The organism is Stenotrophomonas sp. STEN013, from assembly GCF_056760355.1.
On record NZ_JBRREO010000002.1, the window covers coordinates 271,984 to 297,906 of the forward strand.

The 25,923-nt window shown below is 67.0% G+C and carries 22 protein-coding genes; 9 read left to right on the plus strand and 13 right to left on the minus strand.

The window, feature by feature from the left end:
* Nucleotides 1–15: 15 nt before the first annotated feature.
* The 3 genes from ACVOMH_RS05495 to ACVOMH_RS05505 are packed head-to-tail and all read right to left on the minus strand — an operon-like array spanning nt 16 to nt 2,364.
* Nucleotides 16–426 carry a lysozyme inhibitor LprI family protein gene (locus ACVOMH_RS05495; protein ID WP_481551288.1) on the minus strand — a complete coding sequence of 137 codons (411 nt, stop codon included), beginning with the start codon at nt 424–426 and terminating at the stop codon, nt 16–18.
* On the minus strand, nt 423–1,898 hold the full coding sequence (gene sufB / locus ACVOMH_RS05500) for a Fe-S cluster assembly protein SufB (RefSeq protein ID WP_481551289.1): 1,476 nt from the start codon (nt 1,896–1,898) through the stop codon (nt 423–425). Before sufB ends, ACVOMH_RS05495 begins: the two co-directional genes overlap by 4 nt.
* A gap of 19 nt (nt 1,899–1,917) precedes the next feature.
* A complete protein-coding gene (locus ACVOMH_RS05505; protein ID WP_481551290.1) occupies nt 1,918–2,364 on the minus strand; it encodes an SUF system Fe-S cluster assembly regulator in 447 nt (148 codons plus the stop codon).
* A gap of 178 nt (nt 2,365–2,542) precedes the next feature.
* On the opposite strand from ACVOMH_RS05505, the gene ACVOMH_RS05510 reads away from it, so the two are divergent.
* Nucleotides 2,543–3,010 (plus strand): SET domain-containing protein, encoded by a 468-nt coding sequence (locus ACVOMH_RS05510; protein WP_481523065.1) that lies wholly within the window; start codon nt 2,543–2,545, stop codon nt 3,008–3,010.
* 67 nt (nt 3,011–3,077) lie between these two features.
* Here the strand turns inward: ACVOMH_RS05510 and ACVOMH_RS05515 are convergent, their stop codons facing one another.
* The 4 genes from ACVOMH_RS05515 to fusA all read right to left on the minus strand — a co-directional run bounded on the left by ACVOMH_RS05515 (nt 3,078) and on the right by fusA (nt 6,945).
* Nucleotides 3,078–3,665, minus strand: a complete 588-nt coding sequence (locus tag ACVOMH_RS05515; RefSeq protein WP_481551291.1) for a YceB family lipoprotein — start codon at nt 3,663–3,665, stop codon at nt 3,078–3,080.
* A 157-nt stretch (nt 3,666–3,822) separates the two neighbouring features.
* Nucleotides 3,823–4,128, minus strand: a complete 306-nt coding sequence (locus tag ACVOMH_RS05520; RefSeq protein WP_481551292.1) for a DUF3861 family protein — start codon at nt 4,126–4,128, stop codon at nt 3,823–3,825.
* Nucleotides 4,129–4,321: 193 nt separating this feature from the next.
* A complete protein-coding gene (locus tag ACVOMH_RS05525; RefSeq protein ID WP_481523066.1) occupies nt 4,322–4,720 on the minus strand; it encodes an HU family DNA-binding protein in 399 nt (132 codons plus the stop codon).
* 185 nt (nt 4,721–4,905) lie between these two features.
* Nucleotides 4,906–6,945 carry an elongation factor G gene (fusA, locus tag ACVOMH_RS05530; protein WP_481522955.1) on the minus strand — a complete coding sequence of 680 codons (2,040 nt, stop codon included), beginning with the start codon at nt 6,943–6,945 and terminating at the stop codon, nt 4,906–4,908.
* A 198-nt stretch (nt 6,946–7,143) separates the two neighbouring features.
* Here fusA and ACVOMH_RS05535 point away from each other — a divergent pair, with 198 nt between their 5' ends.
* The 3 genes from ACVOMH_RS05535 to ACVOMH_RS05545 all read left to right on the plus strand — a co-directional run bounded on the left by ACVOMH_RS05535 (nt 7,144) and on the right by ACVOMH_RS05545 (nt 10,159).
* On the plus strand, nt 7,144–7,578 hold the full coding sequence (locus ACVOMH_RS05535) for an OsmC family protein (RefSeq protein ID WP_057506429.1): 435 nt from the start codon (nt 7,144–7,146) through the stop codon (nt 7,576–7,578).
* 104 nt (nt 7,579–7,682) lie between these two features.
* Nucleotides 7,683–8,381 carry a glycine zipper 2TM domain-containing protein gene (locus ACVOMH_RS05540; RefSeq protein ID WP_481551578.1) on the plus strand — a complete coding sequence of 233 codons (699 nt, stop codon included), beginning with the start codon at nt 7,683–7,685 and terminating at the stop codon, nt 8,379–8,381.
* 92 nt (nt 8,382–8,473) lie between these two features.
* Nucleotides 8,474–10,159 (plus strand): amidohydrolase, encoded by a 1,686-nt coding sequence (locus ACVOMH_RS05545; RefSeq protein WP_481551293.1) that lies wholly within the window; start codon nt 8,474–8,476, stop codon nt 10,157–10,159.
* Nucleotides 10,160–10,345: 186 nt separating this feature from the next.
* Here ACVOMH_RS05545 and ACVOMH_RS05550 read toward each other — a convergent pair whose 3' ends face one another.
* The 3 genes from ACVOMH_RS05550 to ACVOMH_RS05560 form a co-directional block, all read right to left on the minus strand.
* Nucleotides 10,346–10,870 (minus strand): GNAT family N-acetyltransferase, encoded by a 525-nt coding sequence (locus ACVOMH_RS05550; protein ID WP_481551294.1) that lies wholly within the window; start codon nt 10,868–10,870, stop codon nt 10,346–10,348.
* A gap of 234 nt (nt 10,871–11,104) precedes the next feature.
* A complete protein-coding gene (locus ACVOMH_RS05555) occupies nt 11,105–11,980 on the minus strand; it encodes a PhzF family phenazine biosynthesis protein (RefSeq protein WP_481551295.1) in 876 nt (291 codons plus the stop codon).
* 78 nt (nt 11,981–12,058) lie between these two features.
* The gene (locus ACVOMH_RS05560) at nt 12,059–12,919 is read right to left on the minus strand and encodes a PhzF family phenazine biosynthesis protein (protein ID WP_481551296.1); all 861 of its coding nucleotides are present in this window, start codon (nt 12,917–12,919) and stop codon (nt 12,059–12,061) included.
* Between the two features lie 210 nt (nt 12,920–13,129).
* Between ACVOMH_RS05560 and ACVOMH_RS05565 the strand changes: the two genes are divergently transcribed.
* The 4 genes from ACVOMH_RS05565 to ACVOMH_RS05580 all read left to right on the plus strand — a co-directional run bounded on the left by ACVOMH_RS05565 (nt 13,130) and on the right by ACVOMH_RS05580 (nt 19,419).
* A complete protein-coding gene (locus ACVOMH_RS05565; protein ID WP_481551297.1) occupies nt 13,130–15,733 on the plus strand; it encodes a bifunctional aspartate kinase/diaminopimelate decarboxylase in 2,604 nt (867 codons plus the stop codon).
* 76 nt (nt 15,734–15,809) lie between these two features.
* Nucleotides 15,810–17,162 carry a UDP-N-acetyl-alpha-D-muramoyl-L-alanyl-L-glutamate epimerase gene (gene murL / locus ACVOMH_RS05570; protein ID WP_481551298.1) on the plus strand — a complete coding sequence of 451 codons (1,353 nt, stop codon included), beginning with the start codon at nt 15,810–15,812 and terminating at the stop codon, nt 17,160–17,162.
* Nucleotides 17,143–18,552, plus strand: a complete 1,410-nt coding sequence (murD, locus tag ACVOMH_RS05575) for a UDP-N-acetylmuramoyl-L-alanine--D-glutamate ligase (RefSeq protein ID WP_481551299.1) — start codon at nt 17,143–17,145, stop codon at nt 18,550–18,552. Before murL ends, murD begins: the two co-directional genes overlap by 20 nt.
* Nucleotides 18,553–18,621: 69 nt before the next feature.
* Nucleotides 18,622–19,419, plus strand: coding sequence for a dienelactone hydrolase family protein (locus tag ACVOMH_RS05580; protein WP_054660077.1), 798 nt, complete (start codon nt 18,622–18,624; stop codon nt 19,417–19,419).
* A gap of 158 nt (nt 19,420–19,577) precedes the next feature.
* Here ACVOMH_RS05580 and ACVOMH_RS05585 read toward each other — a convergent pair whose 3' ends face one another.
* Both ACVOMH_RS05585 and ACVOMH_RS05590 read right to left on the minus strand, forming a co-directional pair.
* A complete protein-coding gene (locus ACVOMH_RS05585; RefSeq protein WP_057506435.1) occupies nt 19,578–19,826 on the minus strand; it encodes a hypothetical protein in 249 nt (82 codons plus the stop codon).
* Between the two features lie 3 nt (nt 19,827–19,829).
* A complete protein-coding gene (locus ACVOMH_RS05590; protein WP_057506436.1) occupies nt 19,830–20,828 on the minus strand; it encodes a polyprenyl synthetase family protein in 999 nt (332 codons plus the stop codon).
* Between the two features lie 191 nt (nt 20,829–21,019).
* Here ACVOMH_RS05590 and ACVOMH_RS05595 point away from each other — a divergent pair, with 191 nt between their 5' ends.
* Nucleotides 21,020–22,633, plus strand: a complete 1,614-nt coding sequence (locus tag ACVOMH_RS05595; protein WP_057506437.1) for an alpha-glucosidase family protein — start codon at nt 21,020–21,022, stop codon at nt 22,631–22,633.
* 513 nt (nt 22,634–23,146) lie between these two features.
* On the opposite strand, the gene ACVOMH_RS05600 is transcribed toward ACVOMH_RS05595, so the two are convergent.
* Nucleotides 23,147–25,915, minus strand: coding sequence for a TonB-dependent receptor (locus ACVOMH_RS05600; RefSeq protein WP_057506438.1), 2,769 nt, complete (start codon nt 25,913–25,915; stop codon nt 23,147–23,149).
* Nucleotides 25,916–25,923: the final 8 nt, after the last annotated feature.

Consider the following 25,923-nt stretch of genomic DNA (forward strand, 5'->3'; position numbering starts at 1 on the left):
GTAGGTGCGGGGCGATCAGAGCTCGCCTTCGGCGCGATCGAGGAAGGTGGCGCGCAGCCACCGGGTGCGCTGGCGGGTGAGCTCGGCCTTGTTTGCGGCGTGCAGCATCGGGTACATCGAGCCGTACAGGACGCGTGGGTTCTCGTTCTTGCCCACCGGGTAACGCGCTTCGATATCGGCGTCACGCAGCGCAATCCACAGGCGCTGGGCAGCGCGCAGTTTTTCGATGGCGACCGGTTGACCCTTCAGTTCCTGCATCACCTGCCGGTACACGGCGTTGAGCTCGGCATCGGCGGCGTCGGCTTCGGCGGCCACGCACTCGTTGAGATCCAGCTGGGTGTCGGCGTCGTCGCAAGCACCGTCCCGCGCCATGGCGGAAGTGGTGAACGGCAGCAGGGCCAGTAAAAGCAGCGTCAGGCGGCTCATCCGACCGATCCTTCCAGCGAGACTTCCAGCAATTTCTTGGCCTCCACGGCGAACTCCATGGGCAACTCCCGGAATACCTGTTTGCAGAAACCGTCCACGATCATCGACACCGCGTTTTCCTGGTCGATGCCACGCGCCCGGCAATAGAACAGCTGGTCGTCGGAGATCTTGGAAGTGGTGGCCTCGTGCTCGACGGTGGCGCTGGGGTTCTTCACCTCGATGTAGGGGAAGGTGTGGGCGCCACACTTCTTGCCGATCAGCAGCGAGTCGCACTGGGTGTAGTTGCGCGCGCCTTCGGCACCGGCGGCGACCTTGACCAGGCCACGGTAGGTGTTCTGGCCACGGCCGGCGCTGATGCCCTTGGAGATGATCTTGCTCTTGGTGCGCTTGCCGACGTGGATCATCTTGGTACCGGTATCGGCCTGCTGGCGGTGGTGGGTCAGCGCCACCGAGTGGAATTCACCCACCGAGTCGTCCCCCAGCAACACGCAGGACGGGTACTTCCAGGTGATGGCCGAGCCGGTTTCCACCTGGGTCCAGGTCACCTTGGAGCGCGCGCCACGGCATTCGGCTCGCTTGGTGACGAAGTTGTAGATGCCGCCGACGCCGTTCTCGTCGCCCGGGTACCAGTTCTGCACGGTCGAATACTTGATCTCGGCATCTTCCAGCGCCACCAGCTCGACCACCGCGGCGTGCAGCTGGTTCTCATCGCGCATCGGCGCCGTGCAGCCTTCCAGGTAGGACACGTAGGCGCGGTCCTCGCAGATGATCAGGGTGCGCTCGAACTGGCCGGTGTTGCTGGCGTTGATGCGGAAATAGGTGCTCAGCTCCATCGGGCTGCGCACGCCTTCCGGAACGAACACGAAGCTGCCGTCGGAGAACACCGCCGAGTTGAGAGCGGCAAAGTAGTTGTCGCCGACCGGCACTACCGTGCCCAGGTATTTTTTCACCAGCTCCGGGTAGTCACGGATGGCTTCGGAGATCGAGCAGAAGATCACACCCTTCTCGGCCAGCTCCTTGCGGAAGGTGGTGCCGACCGAGACCGAGTCGAACACGGCATCCACCGCCACGCCGGCCAGTTTGGCGCGCTCGTGCAGCGGCACGCCAAGCTTGTCGTAGGTGTCCAGCAGTTCCTTGGGCACCTCGTCCAGCGACTTGTACTTCGGGCCCTTGGGTGCGGAGTAGTAGCTCAGCGCCTGCAGGTCGATCGGGCCGATCTGCAGCTTGGCCCAATCCGGCTGCTGCATGGTCAGGAAGTGGCGGTAGGCTTCCAGGCGCCACTTGGTCATCCACTCCGGCTCTTCCTTCTTGGCCGACAGGGCACGGATCACGTCCTCGTTCAGGCCCGGCAGGAACGAATCGGATTCGATGTCGGTGACGAAGCCGGCCTCGTACTTGCGGCCGAGCTGCTCGTGGATTTCACGGTTGGGAGTGTCGGCAGTGCCGACGGTTTCAATGGTTTCGGTGGCCATGAGGGCTGCCTACGGTTGTTCAGGAGACGACGTCGACGGCGATGCGGCGACGGTCGGCAAGCGGTAAGGGATGCAGCATCTGCGCCAGGGTGACGCCGCGCAGCGCGTCGGCGACCACGTGGTTGATCAGTCGCCAGTTCGAGCGCACGCCGCACTGTTCAGCGATGCCGCACTGGCTCTGGTGCTGGCTGCACTCGGTGATGGCAAGCGGGCCTTCCATCGCCTCGACGATCTCGATCAGCGTGATCTGATCTGCAGGGCGGGTCAGCCGGTAGCCGCCGCGTACGCCGCGCAGGCCTTCCACCAGCCCGGCCTGGGCCAGCGGTTTGAGCAGCTTGCTGACGGTTGGCGATTCCAGCCCGGCCGCATCGGCCAGCTCGGTCGCGCTCAGCACTTCGGCCGGCTGTGCGGCGAGCACAGTCAGCACGACGGTGGCGTAATCGGTGAGCTTGGTGACGCGGAGCATCGTGGCGGGAGATCCAGCGGGGAAAATGCAATGTGGACCAAAATTGTACGCTTTGCGGCCGCTGCCTCCAAGTTTTGCCGTTCAGCTACGGCGCGAGGCTGTGGCGGCGGCGGTGCTTGGGTAGAAGCGCCCGCATGGGCGAGAATCCCGGTTCCCATCGATGATTCCGGCCGCCTACATGCCCAAGAAGATCCAAGCGCGCAAATCCTCCATTCACGGCAATGGCGTTTTCGCCGTGGCCGAACTCAAGAAGGGCGAGCGGGTGATCGAGTACAAGGGCAAGCGCCGGACCCATGAGGAAGTCGATGCCGATGACACCGGCGATGTGGAAAGCGGCCATACCTTCCTGTTCACGCTCAACGAGGTCTATGTCATCGATGCCAACCACGGTGGCAACGATGCGCGCTGGATCAACCACAGCTGCGAGCCCAACTGCGAGGCGGTGATCCAGGAAACCGACAGCGATGACCCGGCCGACGAGAAGGTGTTCATCGAGGCGATCCGCAACATCAAGCCCGGTGAGGAGCTGACCTACAACTACGGCATCACCCTGGCCGAACGCCATACCCCGCGTCTGAAGAAGATCTGGGAATGCCGCTGCGGCTCGAAGAAGTGCACCGGGACCATGCTGCAGCCCAAGCGCTGATCCGCGTTTCCAGCCGTTAAAGAAAAGGCCGCATCGCGGCCTTTTTCTGTTCCAGCACTGGTCGGCCTCAGTTGCCCAGCAGCCCGGATGGCACCAGGCTGCCCAGATTCTGGTTGAAGTCCACCGCGATGCGACCGTTCTGGATGCCGACCGATTTGACCTGCAGCGCGCCCATCACCTTGGCGATGGCCGGGTCGATCTTGTAGATCGGCTCGCGGCGCGCGTAGTCGGCCAGCCAAGTGTTGAGCAGGCTGCGGGTACTGGCATCCAGTTCGGCGCCGGCCATGGCCGGGCGGAAATCGTCCACCGTCGGCTGCTCCAGGTGGAAGCCCTGGGTCTGTGCGTCGTAGCGCAGCCGGCTGCTGATGCGGACATTGCCTACCGGCATGCGCGCGCTGCCGGCGGCGGCCATGCCCAGGTCGAACTGCAGGTCCAGACGGTTGCCGGCCGGCAGCGTCAGCTGTGGCTGGCTGACATCCAGGGCCAGCAGCCCGCCCAGCGCTTTCTGGGTGCGCGGGAAGCTGCCGTCCAGATACTGCTGCACGTCACTGGCACCAACGGTGAGCTGGTGTCCCTTCACCTGCGGCGCGGCGTGGGCGGTGGCCGCCATGACGAGGCAGGCGATGGCGGGAAAAAGCAGGGCGCGATAGCGCATGGGGAGCTCGCAACAGGATGTCCGGACGGCCACGATAACCGCTGCAGGTGAACTCGCAATTAGCGGACGATGCGCGATCCGGTCCGGCATCGGTCGTGATGCCGCCCATGAACACCTTCAACACACGGCCACATCCGAGCCGGACGTAGGTCCGGCGTTACCGCGTCGCGTGCAGTTGCGCCAGTTTGGCCAGCAGCGCGTCCAGCTCCGGATGCAGCGCCGACAGCACGTTGTCACCCTGACCGGCGATGCCAGCCAGATTCTCCAGCAAGCCGGTGGCCACCACCACGCTGGCCACTTCATTGCACGACAGCTGGCGCTGGCTCTGTGCCGCCTCCAGCTGATGCATCCAGTTCTGTGGACTGCGCTGTTCGAATTCGATGGTGCATCGTCCACTGCACTGCAGACCATCGGATTCGATCGGCGTGACGGTGATGCGGTAGCGGTGCATGCGACTGGACATGGCGGGAATCAGGGCGGAGAGGGAGGAGCCCCACCATAGGCCGCTGGCGGTACAGGGGCGAGGGCCGGGGTCACGACGCTGTGTTCCAACTGGACGGGCCGGAAGTTCATGAATGTCATCAGGCCCGTGGCAACGGCAAAAAAAACGGGACGGCAATGCCGTCCCGTCCGTTTCGCCACAAGGGGCGCCCTGATCAGAGCGCGGCGTCCTTGAGCTTCTTGAGCGGACGCACCTTCAGCTTGGTGGTGGCCGGCTTGGCGGCGAACCACTGCTCTTCCTTGGTGAACGGGTTGATGCCCTTGCGCTTGGGCTTGGCCGGCACGCTGACGGTGCTGATCTTCAGCAGGCCCGGCAGGGTGAAGCTGCCTGCGCCCTTCTTGTTGACCGATGCGGCGACCGCGCCTTCCAGCGCAGCGAACACGGCACGGACGTCCTTGGCTGCGAGGCTGGTGGTCTCGGCGATGTGGGCAACCAGACCGGACTTGGTCAGGGCTTCCTTGATCGGCTTCGGTGCAACCGGCTTGGCTGCGGCCTTGGTGGCGACTTTCTTCACTACCTTTTTCGGGGCAGCTTTCTTAGCGGTCTTTGCCATGATTTCCTGTTCCGTGAACGGTTGGTTGTTGGTCATGCCGACCCCGTCGGCAAGCGAAATGTAGGGCATGAATCCGGTGCCGCCAATAGGCAAACCCGCAAAAAGCCATAAAAAACGCGGCAATCCGCAGTTGCCGCGTTGCGATTTGCCGATTTCCACCGGTGCTGCGCTGCCCTCGCGTCGGCTCAGTCCTCGTCGGGATGCGGCTGGTGGCTGGCCATCAGCCGCTGCTGGACGGTTGCCGGCACCGGTTCGTAGTGGCTGAAATCCAGCGAATAGCGGCCACGACCGGCAGTCACGGACTTGAGCTCGGCCGCATAGCCTTCCAGCTCGGACAGCGGCACCTGCGCATGGATGACGATCTCCCCGGCGCTGGAATCGGTGCCATTGATGCGTGCGCGCTTGGCCGCCAAGCTGCCGGTGATATCGCCGGCCTGCGCTTCGGGCGCCACCACTTCCAGCGAAACCACCGGTTCAAGCACCTGCGGTGCGGCCTTGCCGATCGCATCGAGGAAGGCCTTGCGCGCGGCGGTGACGAAGGCGATCTCCTTGCTGTCGACCGGGTGGTGGCGGCCGTCATGCACGGTGACGCGCAGGTCCTGCAGCGGGAAGCCAGCCACTGCACCGCTCTCCAGCACCTGGCGCACGCCTTTCTCCACCGCCGGCATGAACTGCCCGGGAATAGTGCCGCCTTTGACCTCGTCGACGAACTCGAAGCCGCTGCCGCGCGGCAACGGCGCGATGCGCAGCGACACCTCGCCGAACTGGCCGGCGCCACCGGTCTGCTTCTTGTGACGGTGATGACCTTCGGCAGGCGCACCGATGGTCTCGCGATAGGCGATGCGCGGCGGCCGGGTGGTCACTTCCACGCCATGCCGGTCGCGCAGACGCTCCAGTACGATCCGCAGATGCAGATCGGAGAGCCCGCGCACCACCGTCTCATGGGTTTCCCCGGCCTGTTCGATCTGCAGCGCCGGATCCTCCTGTGCCAGCCGTTCCAGCGCCACGGTGAGCTTCTGCTCCTGGCCGCGACTGGCAGGCGCGATCGCCAGGCCGAACATCGCTTTGGGAAAGCTGATGGGGCGCAGTTGCGGCAGCGGCTGGTCATGCAGGTCGTGCAGCAACGCGCCGTAATGCAGCTCATCGACCTTGGCGACGGCCGCAATGTCGCCGGCCACCACCGCGTCTATGGGCAGATGCTCCTTGCCAAGTACACGGAACAGGTGGGCGATCTTGACCGGTTTGCGGCCATCGTCCACCCACAGGCTCATCTCGCGATGGATAGTGCCCTGGTAAAGACGGAACACGCCCAGCTTGCCGACAAACGGATCGTTGATGATGCGGAACACGCTGGCCACCACCGGAGCCGTCGGGTCGGCCTGCACCTGCGGCATCTCACCGCCGTCGGCGCTGACGAACAGCGGTGGATTGCCTTCGCCCGGATCGGGGAACAGCCTGCCGGCGATGTCCAGCAGGGCCTGCAATCCGGTGCCTTCGCGCGCGGAAACGAAGCACACCGGCACCAGGTGGCCCTCGCGCAGGCACTGTTCGAAGGCGTTGTGCAGCTCGTCGCCGGACAGCCCGGCTTCGCCCAGGTCCAGATAGTGCTCCATCACCGTTTCATTGATCTCCACCACCTGGTCGAGGATGCGCTGATGCCATGCGGCGACCGGCCCGGCATCGCTGTCGCCGTCCTGCTGGAGGAAACAGTCCAGCACGCTGCGACCGCCATCGGCGGGCAGATTCAGCGGCAATACCTGCGGGCCGAATTCCTCGCGCAGCGCATGCAGAAGCTGCGCGCAATCCACGCCGTCCTGATCGATCTTGTTGACCACGATGACCCGGCACAGGTCGCGCTCCTGGGCCCGGTGCATCAGCCGGCGGGTACCGAACTCGATGCCGCGGGTGGCATCCACGACGATCGCGGCGGTCTCCACCACGGCCAGCGCGGAGAGTGTGGCGCCGCGGAACTCGGGATACCCGGGTGTGTCGATCAGGTTCAGGCGAAGCTCCGGCAGGTCGATGCTGGCCAGTGCGCTGTCGATCGAGTGGCCGCGCTGCTTCTCGATGGGGTCATGGTCGGACACCGTGGTGCCACGTTCGATGCTGCCCGCCGTCTTCACGGTGCCGCCGGCATGCAGCAGGGCTTCAAACAGGGTGGTTTTGCCGGCGCCGGGGTGGCCTGCCAGGGCCACATTGCGGATCTGTTGTGTGCGGTAGGACATGGGCCGTTCCTCCAAAAGACTGGATCGAAGGGCGTCATGGCTGTCCGTGCGCAGCGACCCGGGAGCGGTGTGCTCGCAGGGCGGTCATGGCGGGAAGGGCAATGTAGCGCGGTCGTGGTGAGCCGCACGTTGCGACGCACAAGCCCGTAACGGACCGTGCCCTATGGTGGGGGCCCAATCAAACGCAGGAGTGTTGCAATGGGTATTTCGCGTCATGCCACCGCGCACTGGGAGGGTGATCTCAAGAGCGGCAAAGGTCAGCTGAGCACGCCGCAGAGCGGATTGATGGACCACACCCGATATGCCTTCAACAGCCGCTTTGGCGATGAAAAAGGCACCAATCCGGAAGAACTGATTGCCGCCGCGCATGCCGGCTGCTTCACCATGGCGCTGTCGGCCAAGCTCGGTGAAGCCGGCTTTCCGCCGACCTCGCTGGATACCCGCGCCGATGTCGATCTGTCGATGGAGGGCGGACCGCAGCTGTCGCAGATCCGCCTGAAAGTGAAAGCCGTGGTGCCCGGGATCGATGAGGCGCGGTTCCGCGCCCTGGCCGAGGACGCCAAGCAGAACTGTCCGGTTTCAAAGGCCTTGAGTGCGGTGCCGATCAGTCTGGAAACCGAGTTTTCCGCCTGACGGGAGGACTGGCCCGGTCCGCTTGCATGGCTGTCCGGGCCGGTTCAGGATCGGCTCACCCGATGCAGCCGAGCATCGCCGATCCCAACCCGAGTGGTCCTGCCATGTTCCGATCGCTGTCTTTTGCCGGTGTCCTGATCCTGGGGAGCGTGGCTGCTTTCGATGCTGCCGCACAGCGCTACGACGATGGCCAGTACCGGCCCGATCCGGCCTATGACGACGGCCAGTACCGTCCGGGCCGCTATCGCGATGGGAATGAACCCGCCTATGACTACGCGCGTGTGGTGCGCGTGGATCCGATCATCGTCGGTGGTGGGCAGGGGCGCGGCGAGCGCTGCTACGAGCGCAACGACGGTGGCTATGTCGGCGGCGGCAATGGCTATCGCAACGAGGGTTATCGCGATGACGGCTACCGCAACAACGGTTCCTACGATCGCGGCTATGACAACGGACAGTACCGGCAGGGCGGCGACACCGGCCGCCAGCTGGCCACGGTGATCGGCGGTCTGGCCGGCGCGGTGCTCGGCAGCCGGGTCGGTGGCGGCGACGGGCGCTACCTGGGGACCGCGGTGGGCACCATCGCCGGCGGCGCAGCCGGACGGGCGATTTATGAGGCCAGCAGCCGTCCGGACTACCGGCGTGGCGATGTGCGCGTGTGCGAACCGGTGGGCTACGGCAGCGAGAACGAGCGCGTGGATGGCTACGACGTCACCTATGAATATGGCGGCCGCGAATATCACACCCGTCGCGACTACCACCCGGGCGAGCGCCTCCGCGTGCGCGTGGACGTCAGCGCCGACTGAGGCAGAGGTCTCCGGGATTTCCACACCGCAGGCGGTTTGTCAGCGTGACGGGATGCCTGCATAGTCGCCGCATCCTGTCCAGGAGTTGCCTGATGCGTCGTCTTGCCTGCGTTGCCCTGCTGCTTCCGTGTCTGCATGTTCTTTCCGCCAGTGCCGAGGTCAAGCTGCTGGTGGCCGAAACCATCCGCACCGGTGACCCCGCGCAGTCGGTGGTCGGGGCGATGGCCTGGGAAAGCGATACCGGTCGCGTGCTCGATGTCGGCAGCGCCGATGCCTTGCTGCAGCTGTATCCGCAGGCCCCGCGCATCGATCTGGGCCAGGCCACGGTGGTGCCCGGTCTGATCGACGCGCACGCGCACCTGGTCTATCTGGGCAACACCCTGGCGCAGGCCGACCTGTCCGGGGCGAAGAGCCGCGCGGAAGTGGTCGAACGGCTCAAGGCATTCGAGAAGACGCTGGCACCGGGCGAATGGCTGCTGGGCCGAGGCTGGGACCAGAACCGCTGGGACAACACCGATTTTCCGACCGTGGCTGATCTGGATGCGGCGTTCCCGCAACGGCCGGTCTATCTGGACCGGGTCGACGGCCACGCCGGCTGGGTCAACAGCGCCGCGCTGCGCATCGCCGAAGAGGGCGGTAAATCGCTGGCCGGGGACTGGCAGCCGGCCGGCGGGCGCATCGTCCGGGATGCGGCCGGCAAGCCGACGGGCGTGCTGGTGGATGGCGCCGCCGCGCTGGTGAGCGCGCATATCCCGGCGCTGGACGAGGCCGCGCGCGAGAAACGGCTGCATGCGGCCCTGCAGGAAGCCGTCCGCAATGGTCTGACCGGCGTGCATGACATGGGCGTGTCGCGCGAGGATCTGGCGTTGATGAAGCGCCTGGCCGATCAGGGCAGATTGCCACTGCGTATCGATGCCTACGCCGATGGCAACCAGGCGGCGCTGGATGATCTGTGCCGCAGCGGGCTGTATCAGCATGCCGGCGGACGCCTGCAGATGCGTGGCGTGAAATTGTTCATGGATGGCGCGCTGGGCAGCCGTGGCGCCGCGCTGCTGGCCGATTACAGCGATGATCCGCACAACCACGGCCTGCTGATGACCTCGCCAGCCGATTTCGAGGTGGCGGTGCGCAAGGCCGACGGCTGCAAGGTGCAGGTGGCCACCCATGCCATCGGTGATCGCGGCAACCGGATCGTGCTCGATACCTATGAGAAAGTGCTGGGCGCGCGCAAGGGTGATGACCACCGCTGGCGCGTCGAGCATGCGCAGGTGGTGGCGCTGGAGGACATCGCCCGCTTCGCGCCGCTGGGGGTTGTCGCCTCGATGCAGCCCACCCACGCCACCTCGGATATGGGCTGGGCCGAGCAGCGCGTGGGGCCGGAGCGGATCAAGGGCGCCTACGCCTGGCAGCGTTACCTGCATAGCGGGGCCCGGCTGGCGCTGGGCTCGGATTTCCCGGTCGAAGAGGTCGATCCGCGCCTGGGCCTGTATGCGGCGGTGACGCGGCAGGACCGCGAGGGCCAGCCGCCCGGTGGCTGGCAGCCGGAGCAGCGCCTGAGTGCGGCCGAGGCCGTGCGCGGTTTCACCAGCGATGCGGCCTGGGCCGGCCATGACGAGGCCGAGGTCGGAACGCTGAAGCGTGGCCTGCGTGCGGACTTCGTGGTGCTCGACCGCGACCCGCTCACGGTGGCGGCCGGCGAGCTTGATGAGCTGAAAGTGCTTTCCACCTGGGTCGATGGCGAGCCGGTATACATGAGCGGCCAGGCGCAGGCCGACTAGCGGCTGGCAGCAGCGCGGCAAGGACGATGCGTATCCCCTTGCGCGGAGCGCGGGCGGGTTGGCTTTCCGCGCTGGACCTGCTGGTGGCGTAGGCACCCTTCGCCGGGTTGGGTTGTCGGCTGGTCCGGTGGAGGTTGCGCGTCTGCGCGGGCATCGCCGGCAGGAGCGGCTGCCGGTACCGGTGGGTCAGTCCGCTGACGCGCCGGCTTCGCTTTCCATGTGTTTGCACATCACCGCGTTGTCCAGGCCGATGCCGGCAACGCGCACGGTCTGCCGCTGTTTAACGCGGAAGCCGTGCCGTTTGAAGAAACGCTCGGCGCTGAGGCTGACATGGGCGTGCAATTCAACGATGCCCCGCCGTCGCGCCTGCTGCTGCAGATGCTGCAGCAGCGCGCTGCCGACGCCACGGTGTGCGTGATCGGTGGCCACGAAAAAATGATCGATCAGCCCGGATGGCTGCAGATCGGCATAACCGGCCACCACGCCATCGTGCAGTGCCACGAACGGCTGGAGGCGTTGGATACGCAGGTTCCATCTCGCAACATCCCCGGCGCCCGCCAGCCATGCCTCGCGCTGCGCCTGGCTGTAGTGACCGCCAGTCGAACCGTTTATCGCGGAGACGAACACTTGGCGAAGCAGGGCTTCGTCTCCGGACCTGAAGTCGCGGATACGTATCGCCGTCGCTGGCGGCCGCGACGCTGGTTCAGTCATGCCTGGTACCTCTGCGCAGGGGCTGCCGGAAGCACGGCACGTTGCCGGCCCGGCTGACGATGTGGGAATCGCGCATGCCGAACGAACGGTCATCACTGGCCACGGTAGCGGTCACCGCCGTCGCGAGCGCTTGCGCCAGGGGGCTGTGGATGCCGTGAGCCGCCTGAACCGGCCCATGTTCCGTGGGGGGGGGCGCGGTGGAGCGAATGCCCGCCCGCTCCGCAGCAGGGACGCTTACCAGTCGATGGTTCCACGGATCACGGTCTGCACCTGGCCGCCGGACCAGACCTCGCCGTCCTCGTCGATGTGCAGTTCCAGCCGCGCGTCGTGGCCGACCTCGCGGCCCTGGCTGGCGGTGTAGCGTTTGCCGCTGCCGGGCAGTGCGTTGCGTTCGTCCAACCATGCGGCCAGTACCGCGTTGGCCGCGCCGGAGGCGGCGTCCTCGAAACGGCGGCCGTTGCCGACGAAGGCGCGCACCACCAGCTGGTAGTCCTCGCCGTGGCTGCGGGCGTAGGCGAATACACCCATCGCGCCAGTGCTTTCGGCCAGCGTGGCGATCGCGTCCCAGTCCGGGGTGAGGCCGCGCAGGCTGGCTTCATCGGCCACCTCCACCAGCCACCAGCGGCGGCCGCCGTCCATCAGCGCCGGCGGCAGTTGGCCCAGCGGCCAGCCGCTGATCGCCGGTTGCAGGCGCGGATCGTCGGCGCCGACCACTTCGGCCACTGCCGCACGCGGGGTGCGGATGGCGATGGTGCGCACGCCCCCGTGCTCGCTGATGCGCAGCGGCAGCGGGCCGTTGATGCCGTCCTGGACGAGCTGGCCATCCACCGGCGCGGCGATGCCGGCTTCGAGCACCGCATGTGCGCTGCCGACGCTGGGATGGCCGGCGAACGGCACCTCCTTCTGCGGCGCGAACATGCGGATACCGTAGCTGCTGCCGGGCCGGGTCGGGGCGAAGATGAAGGTGGTCTCGGGCAGGCGGGTCCAGCGGGCGATGGCCTGCATGGCGGCCTCGTCCAGGCCGTCGGCATCGAGCACCACGGCCAGCGGATTGCCGGTGCCGGGGCGGGGGGCGAAGACGTCCAGTTGCAGGAAGCGGCGGGTGGTCATGGCAGGTTGTCCGTAATCAGTGGGGTGGGCTGGCAATCAGGGGGCAGAGGGGTCGCGGGTGCCGCGGAGCAAGGTGGCTCACCACTCGATCTGCCCGCTGATCACCTGCTGCACCTCGCCGCCGATCCAGATATTGGAATCCCCATCGACCTCCACCCGCACCTCGCCGGCGCGGCCCAGCTCGCGGCCCTGGCTGGCCAGGTACTGCTGGAACGGTTTGATCCGGCCGTGGGCCAGCAGGTGGGCGGCAACCAGCGCATTGGCGCTGCCGGTGACCGGGTCTTCGTTGATGCCCACGCCGGGGGCGAAGGCGCGCACCACATATTGATAGCCCACGTCCGGGCGGTCGGCGGCGGCGAACGCGGCCAGCTTGCCGCGTCCAGGCAGAGCGGCGATGGCGGCCAGCTCCGGCGTGTAGCGGCGCAGCGCGGCTTCGCTGCCGGCTTCCAGCAGCCACCAGTCCGGGCCGTTGTTCCACAGTTCCGGGCCATGGCCGGGCTTGGCCAGCGTGGCCAGGCCTGCGGGCAGTGCCGGGACTTCGATGTCGCGGCGTTCGGCCTGCGGGCTGCGCACATGGATCTGGCGGAACCAGCGCCCGCCCTGCACCCGTACCGGCAGCAGCCCGGCGGCGCACTGCTGGACCAGCTGGCCGGCGTCATCCGGTGTGGCCAGGCCCAGCTCGACCGCCGCCCAGGCCGCGCCGACACTGGGATGGCCGGCGAACGGCAGTTCGCCCTTCGGGGTGAAGATGCGGATGCGGTAGCTGGCGCCCTGGTCCGGCGGCAGGAAGAAGATGGTCTCGGACAGGTTCAGCCAGGCGGCGACAGCCTGCATGGCGGCATCGTCCAGGCCCTCGCTGTCGACGATGACACCCAGCGGGTTGCCGGCGCCCGGGCGGGCGGCGAAGACGTCCAGTTGCAGGTAGCGGCGTGCGGTCATGGCGGCTCGGAAGCAGAGGGGCCGGGCAGCTTAACAATCCGGGCCACGGGCGGGGATGACCGGGGTCGTTGCAGGTGCTACTTTCTGCGCCCCCGGAGGGGGGATGGTATCGACCGTAATCAGCAATCCGGCTCCGCCGGCCTTGGCATAGAATCGGGAGTTCTGCCCGCGTTGCCGGGTCTTTCTCCCCCAAGTGAACCCCCCAAGCCAATGTCTGCTTCCCCTCGCGCTGATCGCTGGATCGTTCTGAAGTTCGGTGGCACCTCGGTGTCCCGTCGTCATCGTTGGAACACGATCGGGGAACTGGCGAAAAAACGGGCCGAGGAAACCGGCGGCCGGGTGCTGGTGGTGGTCTCGGCGCTGTCCGGCGTGACCAATGAGCTGACCGCCATCGCCGATGGCGTGGCCGACAGCCGCCAGCGCGTGGCCGCGCTGGTCACCCGCCACAACGACTTCCTCGCCGAGCTGGAGCTGGGCCCCGAGGTGCTGGCCGGACGGCTGGCCGCACTGGCCGCGCTGCTGGACGACCCGCGTGCCGCAACCCGGCCGCTGGACTGGCAGGCCGACGTGCTGGGCCAGGGCGAGCTGCTCTCTTCCAGCATCGGCGCGGCCTACCTGCGCAGCAACGGCCTGGATTTCGGCTGGATGGACGCCCGCGACTGGCTGCATGCGCAGCCGCCGGTGCCCAACCAGACCGCCTGGTCGCAACGGCTGTCGGTGAACTGCCAGTGGCAGGGCGATGCCGGCTTCAAGGCCCGCTTCGACGCCCAGCCCACACGCATGCTGCTGACCCAGGGCTTCATCTCGCGCCATGCCGACGGCGGTACCGCCATCCTCGGCCGCGGTGGCTCGGATACCTCCGCCGCCTATTTCGGCGCGCTGCTCGGTGCCAGCCGCGTGGAGATCTGGACCGATGTGCCGGGCATGTTCAGCGCCAACCCGAAGGACGTGCCCGACGCCCGCCTGCTGACCCGGCTGGACTATTACGAGGCGCAGGAAATCGCCACCACCGGCGCCAAGGTGCTGCATCCGCGCTCGATCAAGCCGTGCCGCGATGCCGGCGTGCCGATGGCGATCCTCGATACCGAGCGCCCGCACATGCCGGGTACCAGCATTGACGGTGCCGCCGCGCCGGTGCCGGGAGTGAAGGCGATCAGCCGCCGCAACGGCATCGTGCTGGTGTCGATGGAAGGCATCGGCATGTGGCAGCAGGTCGGTTTCCTGGCCGAAGTGTTCGCGCTGTTTGCCAAGCACGGGCTGTCGGTGGACCTGATCGGTTCGGCCGAGACCAACGTCACCGTGTCGCTGGATCCGTCCGAGAACCTGGTCAATACCGACGTGCTGGCCGCGCTGTCGGCCGACCTGTCGCAGATCTGCAAGGTCAAGGTGATCGTGCCGTGCGCGGCCATCACCCTGGTCGGCCGTGGCATGCGTTCGCTGCTGTACAAGCTCTCGGACGTGTGGGCCACGTTCGGCAAGGAGCGCGTGCACATGATCTCGCAGTCCTCCAACGACCTGAACCTGACCTTCGTCATCGACGAGGCCGATGCCGACGGCCTGCTGCCGATCCTGCACGCCGAGCTGATCGACAGTGGCGCGATGCCGGTCTACGAGGAGCAGGTGTTCGGCCCGCGCTGGCGCGAGATCATCGGCACCTTGCGGCCGCGGCCCACGCCGTGGTGGCAGGCACCGGGCAAGCGGCAGCAGCTGCTGGCGCTGGCCACGCAGGGCACCCCGGCCTATGTCTACGACCTGGACAAGGTGCGCGAGCGCGCCGCCCAGCTCAAGGCCATTGCCGCGGTCGATCGCCGCTTCTATGCGATCAAGGCCAATCCGCATCCGCAGATCCTGCGCACGCTCGCCGCCGAAGGCTTCGGTCTGGAATGCGTGTCGCTGGGCGAGGTCGAGCATGTGTTCGCCTCGGTACCGGACATCGCGCCGGCGCGGGTGCTGTTCACGCCGAGCTTCGCACCGATCCACGAGTACCAGGCGGCACTGGCGCGTGGCGTCACCGTCACCGTGGACAATGTCGAGCTGCTGCGGCGCTGGCCGGAGGTATTCCGTGGCCGCACGCTGTGGCTGCGTATCGATCTGGGCCATGGCGACGGCCATCACCAGAAGGTCAACACCGGCGGCAAGGAGGCCAAGTTCGGCCTGTCGGCGCAGCGGGTGGATGAATTCATGGCGCTGGCCGGCAGCCTGGATATCCGCATCAGCGGCCTGCACGCGCACCTGGGCAGCGGCATCGAGACCGGCGGCCACTGGAAGCAGATGGTCGACGAGATGGCCGGGTTCGCCCGCCGTATCGGCAGCGTGGAGATCCTCGATATCGGCGGCGGTCTGCCGATCCCGTACAGCGCCGATGACGAGCCGTTCGATCTGGACGCCTGGGCCACCGGGCTGGAAGAGATCAGGGCGGTGCACCCGCAGTTCCAGCTGGCGATCGAGCCGGGCCGCTTCCTCGTCGCCGAGGCCGGCGTGCTGCTGGCCCACGCCACCCAGGTGGTGGAGAAGGACGGCGTGCGCCGCGTCGGCCTGGATGCCGGCATGAACGCGTTGCTGCGCCCGGCGCTGTACGACGCCTGGCATGACATCGCCAACCTCGCGCGGCTGGAAGAGGCACGCGACGTCGATTTCAGCGTGGTCGGTCCGATCTGCGAATCCAGCGACGTGTTCGCACAGCGCGTGAAGCTGCCCTCGACCACCGCGCCCGGGGATGTGATGCTGATCGCCGATGCCGGCGCCTATGGTTTCAGCATGGCCAGCACCTACAACCTGCGCGCACTGCCGCGCGAGGCGGTCCTCGATGCGTGACAATCGCCTCCTGCCGCGAAAACTTTGTCGTCCGCCGCGCGCTGGTGCGCGGCGGTTCGTTTGATTCGGATACGCCATGACAGCTTTTGACAAAAACCAGGTTTCCCGCTTCCGCTTCGTCCGCTGCGATTTCGCCGCGGATACCGGCGTGGCAAGACTGGTCTACGCCTTCGACGACGGCCCGGAGATGACCGAGACTGTCACCGTGCCGGGGGCGCCGTTCCAGCTGGAGGGCGAGCGTGCGGCGGCGGTGCAACGCGCGTTGCAGCTGCTGCACCTGATCGCCGGTGTCAGCTACTACAAGGCGGCAGTGCCGGCGCAGGTGAGCATCGACAGCTATGCGATCGATGCGGCCACCGCCACACTGGTGGAAACGGTGTATCTCAATGGTCTGGGCGAGTTCGCCTACCGCAATGGCCTGAACCTGCGCGGGCGCTTCACGCTGCCGGTGCAAGGCCAGACGGTGCCGGCGCCGGTGCTGGGCCTGCGCGAGCACGCGCTGGTGGCCATCGGCGGCGGCAAGGATTCGCTGGTCAGCATCGAGGCGCTGCGCCATGCCGGCGTGGCCGAGACGGTGACCTGGATCGGCGGCTCGCAGCTGATCCGCGCCTGCGCCGACCGCACCGGTCTGCCGACGCTCAATATCGGCCGCACGCTGGCCCCGGAGCTGTTCGAGCTCAACCGCCATGGGGCCTGGAACGGCCATATCCCGGTGACCGCGGTGAACTCGGCGATCATGGTGCTGGCCGCGCTGGTGCAGGGCGTGGACCAGGTGGTGTTCTCCAACGAGCGCTCGGCCAGCTACGGCAGCCAGATCGCCGGTACCGGCGAGGTCAACCACCAGTGGTCCAAGGGCTGGGCGTTCGAGCAGGCGTTCGGCGAGCATGTGCAGCAGTACGTGGCGGCCGACCTGCACTATTACTCGCTGCTGCGGCCGCTGTCGGAGCTGGCGGTGGCCCGCCAGTTCGCCAGGACCGACTACTACGACGCGCATTTCTCCAGCTGCAACCGCAACTTCCACATCCTCGGCGAGCGCCCGGTGAACCGCTGGTGCGGCGTCTGTCCGAAGTGTCACTTCGTGTTCCTGGCGCTGGCCCCGTTCATGCCCAAGACCCGGCTGGTGCGCATCTTCGGCCGCAACCTGCTTGATGACAGCGAACAGGCCGGCGGCTACGACGCGCTGCTGGAATTCGGCGACCACAAGCCGTTCGAGTGCGTGGGCGAGGGCAAGGAGTCGCGTGCGGCGATGGCCACACTGGCCGCGCGTGCGGACTGGAAGGAGGACGTGCTGGTCAAGCGTTTCGCCAGCCTGATCCAGCCGACCCTGGCGGCGGACGAGCTGCAGATCGAACCGTTGCTGGTCATCGACGGCGAACACCGCATCCCGGCAGTCCTTTGGGAGCGTCTGCGTGCGAATTTCGCAGCTTGAAGGCAAGCGGGTTGCGTTGTGGGGCTGGGGGCGTGAGGGCCGTGCGGCATTTGCCGTATTGCGCGAACGCCTGCCGCAACTGCCACTGACGCTGTTCTGTCCGCCGGCCGAGGCCGCGGGCGCGCGTGCCGAAACCGCGGGCGCGCTGCAGGTGGAAACCGACGTCACCGGCGCGGCGCTGGCGCGCTTCGAGGTGGTCATCAAGTCACCGGGGATCAGCCCGTACAAGCCCGAGGCGCTGCAGGCGCAGGCACTGGGCACGCAGTTCATCGGCGGTACCGCGCTGTGGTTCAGCGAGCATGCCGGCCCTGATGGCACCTTGCCCGACACGGTGTGCGTGACCGGTACCAAGGGCAAGAGCACCACCACCTCGCTGCTGGCGCACCTGCTGCGCGCGGCCGGGCATCGCACCGGCCTGGCCGGCAATATCGGCCTGCCCCTGCTCGAAGCGTTGGATCCGCAACCGGCACCGGAATACTGGGCGGTGGAACTGTCCAGCTACCAGACCGGGGAAGTAGCGCGCAGTGGCGCGCGGCCGGATGTCGCGATCGTGCTCAACATCTTTCCCGAGCACCTGGACTGGCACGGCAGCGAGCAGCGCTATATCGACGACAAGCTGGCACTGGTGACCGGCGGTCATCCGCGGGTGGCCGTGCTCAATGCCGCCGACGCGCATCTGCGCGCGCTGCAATTGCCGCACAGCAAGATCGTCTGGTTCAACCAGCCCGAAGGCTGGCACATGGTCGGCGAGGTGGTGCATCGCGGCGCGCAGCCGGTGTTCGATACGGCGGATACGCCGCTGCCGGGCCGGCACAACCGCGGCAACCTGTGCGCGGTACTGGCCGCCATCGAAGCGCTGGGACTGGATGCCGTGGCCCTGGCGCCGGCAGTGCGGAGCTTCCGGCCGCTGCCCAACCGCCTGCAGCTGCTGGGCGAGCGCGATGGGCTGCGCTGGGTCAACGATTCGATCAGCACCACCCCGCATGCCTCGCTGGCGGCGCTGGACTGCTTTGCCGGGCAGCGCATCGCGCTGCTGGTCGGCGGCCACGATCGCGGCCTGGACTGGAGCGATTTCCTCGCGCACATGGCCCATGACGTGCCGCCGGTGGAGATCGTGACGATGGGCGGCAACGGCCCGCGCATCAACGACCTGCTGCGACCGCTGGCCGAGGCTGGCCGGTTCGGACTGCATGCGGCCGCCGATCTGCCGCAGGCGGTGGAACTGGCGCGTGCGGCACTGGGCGCGCAGGGCGGGGTGGTGCTGCTGTCACCGGGCGCGCCGAGCTTTGGCGCTTACAGCGACTACGTGGCGCGTGGCCGCCACTTCGCCGCGCTGGCCGGCTTTGATCCGGACAGCATCAGCGCCATTCCCGGGCTAGGCATCGGCTGAATCCCGGCAATCACCCGGGCTGGGGCCCGTCGGACTTAAACTCGCCGCACCCCTGAGCGGAGAAGTCCGATGCGAGCAGAACGGAAGTGGCCGGTGGCAGTGGCGGGCCTGTGGCTGGCGGTGGCATTGCCGGCCGCGGCGAAAATGCAGCAGCGCACGGTGGAATGGCAGCACGATGGCGCGTCGTACAGCGGCGTGCTGGTCTATGACGACGACGGTGACGCCCGCCGACCCGGTGTGGTGATGGTGCCCAACTGGCGTGGCGTGAACGCATCCGCCGTCGCCAAGGCCGGGCAGATTGCCGGCGACGACTATGTGGTGCTGGTGGCCGATGTCTACGGCAAGGACATACGACCCAAGGACAACACCGAAGCCGCTGCGGCCTCCAAACCCTTGCGCGATGACCGGGCCCTGCTGCGTGCCCGGGCCGGTGCGGCATTGCAGGCATTGGAGGCGCAGGCCGGCAAGGCGCCGCTGGACGCCGGCCGTATCGCCGCGGTCGGTTTCTGTTTCGGTGGCACCACGGTGCTGGAGATGGCGCGTGCCGGCCTGCCCTTGACCGGGGTGGTGAGTCTGCATGGCGGCCTGTCCACCCCGAGTCCGGCGCCGGCAGGCAGCGGCAAGGTGCCGATCCTGGTCCTTAACGGGGCCGCCGATCAGGGGGTAACGGGCGAGGACATCGCCGCGTTCGGCAAGGAGATGGACAGCGCCGGTGCGGATTGGCAGTTCGTCAATTTCAGCGGAGCGGTGCACTGCTTTGCCGAGTCCGATGCCGACAGTCCGCCGGGCTGCCTGTACGACCCGCGCGCAGCCAAGCGGGCCTGGAAGATGATGGACAATTTCCTGGAAGAACGCCTGGGCGACTGACCGCGCGCGGAGGGCGGAACCGCACCAGCCGCAAGACCGGCCTCTGTCCGGTCGCTGCGGCAGGGTGGTGCGCGTGGGTACGGTGCCGTGGTTGGCCGTGGGTGGTGCCCGCCCGTGGTGGTTTCGGCACCCGTGGCCCAAGCCACGCCGCGCTGCGCCTACCGCGACCGGGCTTTTGCCGCCGCGATCGCGCCGCTGATCGCCGCCCGCGCCTGCGGACTGTTGCGCCAGCAGCTGCTGCCCAGCATCGCGGCGGCCTGGCTGACGATATCGCCGGGCTGGGCCTGTGCCAGCTGGGGCAGGGAGGTGAATCCCAATTGTTCCAGCCGGGCCACCACGGTGGCGCCGACGCCGTATACCGCCAACAGCACCTGGCGTTCCTCATCGCTGAAACCGGCGGTGCTCACGGCTCAGTGGCCGCGTTCGACCGCATAGCGGGCCAGGCCACGCAGGGCGGCCACGGCCGGATTCTCGGCCAGGCCTTCGAGTGCGGCTTCGGCCGCTTCGGCGTACTGGCGGGCGCGCTGGCGACTGTAGTCCAGGCCACCGGTGGCCTGGATGGCGGCCAGAACTTCGGGCATCGCGCTGGCCTCGCCGTTCTGCACGATCTCGCGCAGGCGCTGGCGGGTGGCCTCATCGGAATGGGCCATGGCGTGGATCAGCGGCAGCGTGGCCTTGCCTTCGGCCAGATCGTCGCCCAGGTTCTTGCCCAGCTCCTCGGCGTTGGCCGAGTAGTCCAGTACGTCGTCGGCGATCTGGAAGGCGTAGCCCAAGTGCATGCCGTAGTCGTACAGCGCCTGCTGGGTGGCCTCGTCCACGCCACTGGCCAGTGCGCCCAGGCGGGTACCGGCGGCGAACAGCACCGCGGTCTTGCGTTCGATCACCCGCAGGTAGGCGGCCTCGTCGGTATCCGGGTTGTGCACATGCAGCAGCTGCAACACCTCGCCTTCGGCGATGCGGTTGGTGGTGTCGGCCAGGATGCGCATGACCGGCATGCGGTCCAGCTCGACCATCAGCTGGAAGCTGCGCGAGTACAGGAAGTCGCCGACCAGCACGCTCGGGGCATTGCCCCACAGCGCGTTGGCGGTGCTGCGGCCGCGGCGCAGATCCGATTCGTCGACCACATCGTCATGCAGCAGGGTCGAGGTGTGGATGAACTCGATGATCGCCGCCAGCTGGTGGTGCTCCGGACCGGCACCGCCGACCGCGTGACCGGCCAGCATCACCAGCATCGGCCGCAGGCGTTTGCCGCCGGCGGAGATGATGTGGTCAGCGATCTGGTTGATCAGCACCACGTCCGAGGACAGACGGTGGCGGATCAGGGCATCGACGGCGTCCATGTCCGGTGCCGCAAGGGTCTGGATGGCAGGCAGGCCCAGCGCGGGGCGGATATGTTCGGCGATGCTCATAGGAATACTTCGGAGGGTGCCCGGGGATTATAGGCGGTGCGGAGGCAAGCGGCCCGCGGCGGCGGAAACCCCCACTGCACGCAGTGAATACGTATGCAAGCGGCACCGTCGACAAAGCGTCGACGCTAAGCTGGCCGGCATACGTTCTGCGGCCCCTTCCGGGGCATTTGAAGCCCGTAGGGGGGCGCTTGATGTCGAAGATTTCCTGGTGGCGCGGCGCCGTCATCTACCAGATTTATCCCCGCAGCTACCTGGACAGCGATGGCGACGGTGTGGGTGACCTGCCGGGCATCATCGAGCGGCTGGATTACATCGCCTCGCTGGGCGTGGACGCGATCTGGGTCTCGCCGTTCTTCAAGTCGCCGATGGCCGATTTCGGCTATGACATCGCCGACCAGCGCGATGTGGATCCGCTGTTCGGCAGCCTGGACGATTTCGACCGGCTGCTGGCCAAGGCGCATGCGCTGGGGCTGAAGGTGATGATCGACCAGGTGTTCAGCCACACCTCGGTGGAACACGCCTGGTTCAAGGAAAGCCGGCAGAGCCGCGACAACCCCAAGGCCGACTGGTATGTGTGGGCCGATGCGCGCGAGGACGGTACGCCGCCGAACAACTGGCTGTCGATCTTCGGCGGCGTGGCCTGGCGCTGGGAACCGCGCCGCCGCCAGTACTACCTGCACAATTTCCTGTCCTCGCAGCCGGATCTGGATTTCCACAATCCGGCCGTGCAGCAGGCCACGCTGGATTACGTGAAGTTCTGGCTGGACCGTGGCGTGGACGGCTTCCGCCTGGATTCGATCAACTTCTGCTTCCACGACGCGCAGTTGCGCGACAATCCGCCCAAGCCGGAAAGCGAGCGCGTGGGCCGCGGCTTCAGCCCGGACAATCCGTACGCGTTCCAGTACCACTACTACAACAACACCCGGCCGGAGAACATCGGCTTCCTCGAGCGTCTGCGCGCGTTGCTGGACCAGTATCCGGGCGCGGTGACGCTGGGCGAGATCTCCTCGGAGGATTCGCTGGCCACCACCGCCGAGTACACCGCGCCGGGCCGCCTGCACATGGGTTACAGCTTCGAGCTGCTGGTCGATGACTACAGTGCGGCCTACATCCGCGGCACGGTGGAGAAGCTGGAAGCCACCATGCGTGACGGCTGGCCGTGCTGGGCGGTGTCCAACCATGACGTGCAGCGGGCGGTGACGCGCTGGGGCGGCCATCCGGCCAACCCCCAGCTGGCCAAGATGCTGGTTGCGCTGGTGTGTTCGCTGCGCGGCTCGGTGTGCATCTACCAGGGCGAGGAGCTGGGCCTGGGCGAGGCGGATGTGCCGTTCGAGGCGCTGCAGGATCCGTACGGGATCACCTTCTGGCCGAATTTCAAGGGCCGCGACGGCTGCCGCACGCCGATGCCGTGGAGCGATGGTGACGTGGCCGGCTTCAGCACGGGCAAGCCGTGGTTGCCGATTCCGGCCGAACACCGTGCGCTGTCGGTGCAGGCGCAGGAAGCCGATGCCGGTTCGGTGCTGCACGCGTTCCGCGCGTTCCTGGCCTGGCGCAAGGCGCATCCGGCGCTGGTGGAGGGCGGAATCCGGTTCATCGACAGCACCGAGCCGGTGCTGATGTTCGAACGCCAGCTCGGTGACGAGGTGCTGCTGTTGGCGTTCAATCTCTCCGCTCAGTCGCAGCGCCAGCCCCTGCCGGCGGGCACATGGCAGGCGCTGGAGCTGCCGGGGCCGGCGTCAGGCGGCCTCGAGGCCGGTGAACTGGTGTTGCCTGCGCACGCGGTGTATTGCGCGCGGCGCAGCTGAGGCAAGTTGCTCTTTCCTGTGGAGGGCGGAGATCACATCTCCGCCTTTTTTTTGCGTCTGTTCCAGGCGCGATTGCGCGGCCGGACAAGGTCCGCTGTCTGCCGGTTGTGATCTTGCGATTGTGCGCCGCGGTGATCACGGCAGGGCCGGGGGCAAACCCGCTTCCGCGGCGGACGTGTTCCGCAAGAGGTCTGGCTTGGCGTGCTTTCTGTGGACGGGCACTGCCGGCCCGAGCTTGTGCGGTGGCCGATGGGTTCCCCACCGTCCGCGCGATGTCGCGGCGGCACAGCCGCGCCGGCCACAGATGAGGGGCCACCGCCCGGCAAGTCACGCGCCTTGGCAACACCGGTTTGGTCCGTCGACGCCCAGGATGCAGTGTGCGGGTGTGATCCCGGTGCGCGGCGCGTTGCCGGGCAGCCCCGGTGTCGCAGGGGCGGGGCATTGCAGGTCCCGCAAACGACAGGGCCCGCTGCGTGAACAGCGGGCTCTGTCGATCAGCCGGGGTGTTCCGGATCAGAACTTGTAGTTCACACCCACCTGGTAGGTGCGGCCCCATTCCACGGTTTCCAGCGGACGGTCCTTGGTGCCGGCGTAGGTCTCGTACTTGGAGTTGGTCAGGTTGCTGGCCTGCAGGAACAGGCTCAGGCCCTGGAACAGGCTGCCGTCGCCGAAGCTGTAGCCCACCTGCGCATCCAGCACGTCCTCGCCCTTGACGTAACGCAGGGTGCGGTTGCCGTTGAAGTTGCCGATCTCGCCGATGAAGTCTGAACGCTTGCGCTGGTTCAGGCGCACTTCAAAGCCGTTGTTCTCGTAGTAGGCGGTGAAGTTGTACACACGCTTGGACAGGCCCGGCAGCATGATCGGCTCGGAGCCCACGCTGGAGGTGGTGCCCGGATCCGGCGGGATGGAGATGTTGCTGTCATTGAAGCTGGCGCTGGCGACCACACCGAAGCCACGCAGGCCGTCGAAGAACAGGTCCAGCGGCAGCGACGCGGTCAGCTCGGCACCGCGCAGGCTGCCACCGTTGCCGTTGAACGGCGCGGTGTAGTAACCGGTCTTGTCGACCACGATGCCCGGCGGCAGGGTGATGGCGTTGGCCTGCAGCCACGCGTCGACCTGCTGGGTGAAGTCATAGCCATCGCGCTTTTCGGTGTAGATGTAGGTCTTCAGGTCCTTGTAGAACACCGCGGCGGCCACGTAGGCCTTGTTGCCGAAGTACTTTTCCCAGGACAGGTCCACCGCGTTGGCCACCCACGGGTCCAGGTTCGGGTTGCCGCCACTGGCGCCGGGCTTGCCGATGTTGGTGTCCACGCCGAATTCCATCGATGCGCGCAGCTCGTCCACGCGCGGTCGTGCGACCTGGCGGGCCAGGGCGAAGCGCACCGTGTTCTCGGCCGGCAGTTCGAAGGCCAGGTTCAGGCTGGGCAGGAAGTCCAGATAGCTCTTGCCTTCGTTGATCGGGATGACCTGGCTGCCGACCGGCTGCCCGCCATCCCAGTAGTTCGAGCTGGAGGACTGGCGTACGTGCTGGGCCTGCAGGCCGACGTTGCCGCGCACCGGAATCGAGCCGATCTGGGTGCTGATGTTGGCGCGCAGGAAGGTGGTGGTGATCTCCTCGTCCACCGTCCACTGCTTCGGGATCAGGTAGCTTTCGGTGGTGGTCGGATTGAACACCATGTAGCGGTCCACGGCAGCGGGCACATTCCAGGCCGGGATGTAGCCGGCGCCGGCAAAGCCCAGGTTGACCGGCCTGTACTGCAGGTCGGCGGCGATGCTGGTGACGCCCTGCGCGCCGAGGTTGATGTTGCCTTCGGCCTGGGTCTTGTTCTTGCTGCGGTCGGCGTAGTTCACGCCGACGTCGAAGTCGGAGAACCAGCTGAAGCCTTCCGGCACCGGGAAGGTGGCCGCCAGCTTGACGCCCTTGAGCTCATCATCGACATGCGGGGTCTTGCCGTAGCCCGAGCCGTAGATGGTGTTGGTCAGGTAGAGCTTGCTGAAGTCCGAATAGTCGCGGCCCGGCGTGAACTGCGGGAAGTTGCCGCCGGCGAAATTCAATGTCACCGAATCCAGCATCGGGGCAGGCAGCAACTGCAGGTTGTTTTCCAGATTCAGCTCGTCGCGCTCGGCCTTGGACCAGCTGAGGTCGGCCACCACGCGCACATCGCCGAAGGTGAATTCGTTGTTCCAGCCCAGCGCCTTGATGCTGTCGTCGCGGCGGTTGTACATGCCGCGCACCAGCGGATAGACGTTGTGCGCCGTGCCGCTGACGAAGCTGCCGTTGCCGTTGACCACCACGTCGGTGACGTTCAAACGGTCGTAGCCGCCGTTGTAATCGCCCAGATGGATTTCCAGCTGGTTGGCGGTGTCGTATTCCTTGGCCTTGGTGTAGAACGCGTCCAGGGTGCTGGTCCAGCTGTTGTTCGGCCGGAACTGCACGGTGGCCATCACGCCGTCACGCTTGGCGTGGCCGGTGCGGCGCAATGCCTTGATGCCATCGGAATAGTAGGTGCCGGCGGCGACGCCCGGGCGCCAGTTGTCGCCGATGGCCTGCCAGGGCTCGTACAGGCCGACCTGGTTCTCCTGCTTGGACATTTCCGAGTGGGAGTAGCCGATCGCCAGGCCGAGCGTGTCGTCGGCGAACTTGTCCACGAAGCTGGCATTGATCCGGTTGCCGTACGGGTCTTCGCCGGCGGCCTCACCCAGCGAGTTTTTCTGGTAGCGGCCGCTGACGGCGATCACGCGGTCACCGTAGCTGAGCGGACGCACGGTCTGCATGTCCAGCGTGCCGGACAGGCCCTGGCCGACCAGGCCGGCGTCGGGGGTCTTGTACACCGTCACGCCGCTGATCAGTTCCGACGGGTACTGGTCGAACTCGACGCTGCGGTTGTCGCCGGTGCTGACCATCTCGCGACCATTGAGCAAGGTGGTGGCGAAGTCGGGCGACAGGCCGCGCACGCTGATGACCTGGGCGCGGCCGGCGACGCGCTGGGCGGCCAGACCGGGCAGGCGGGCGATCGATTCGGCGATGCTCACGTCCGGCAGCTTGCCGATGTCCTCGGCCGAAATGGCCTCCACGATCGAGGTGGAATCCCGCTTGACCGAGATCGCGCTTTCGATGCCGCGACGGATGCCGGTGACGGTGACGGTATCCAGATCGGTGGCTTCCGCCTTCGTCTCGGGCTTGCTCTGCGCCTCGGCCGTCTGTGCGTGTGCACTGGTGGCGCCCAACGTGATGGCCGAAGCCAGTGCCACGCTCAGCAGATTGCGTTTGGTGTTCAACATGCTCCCCT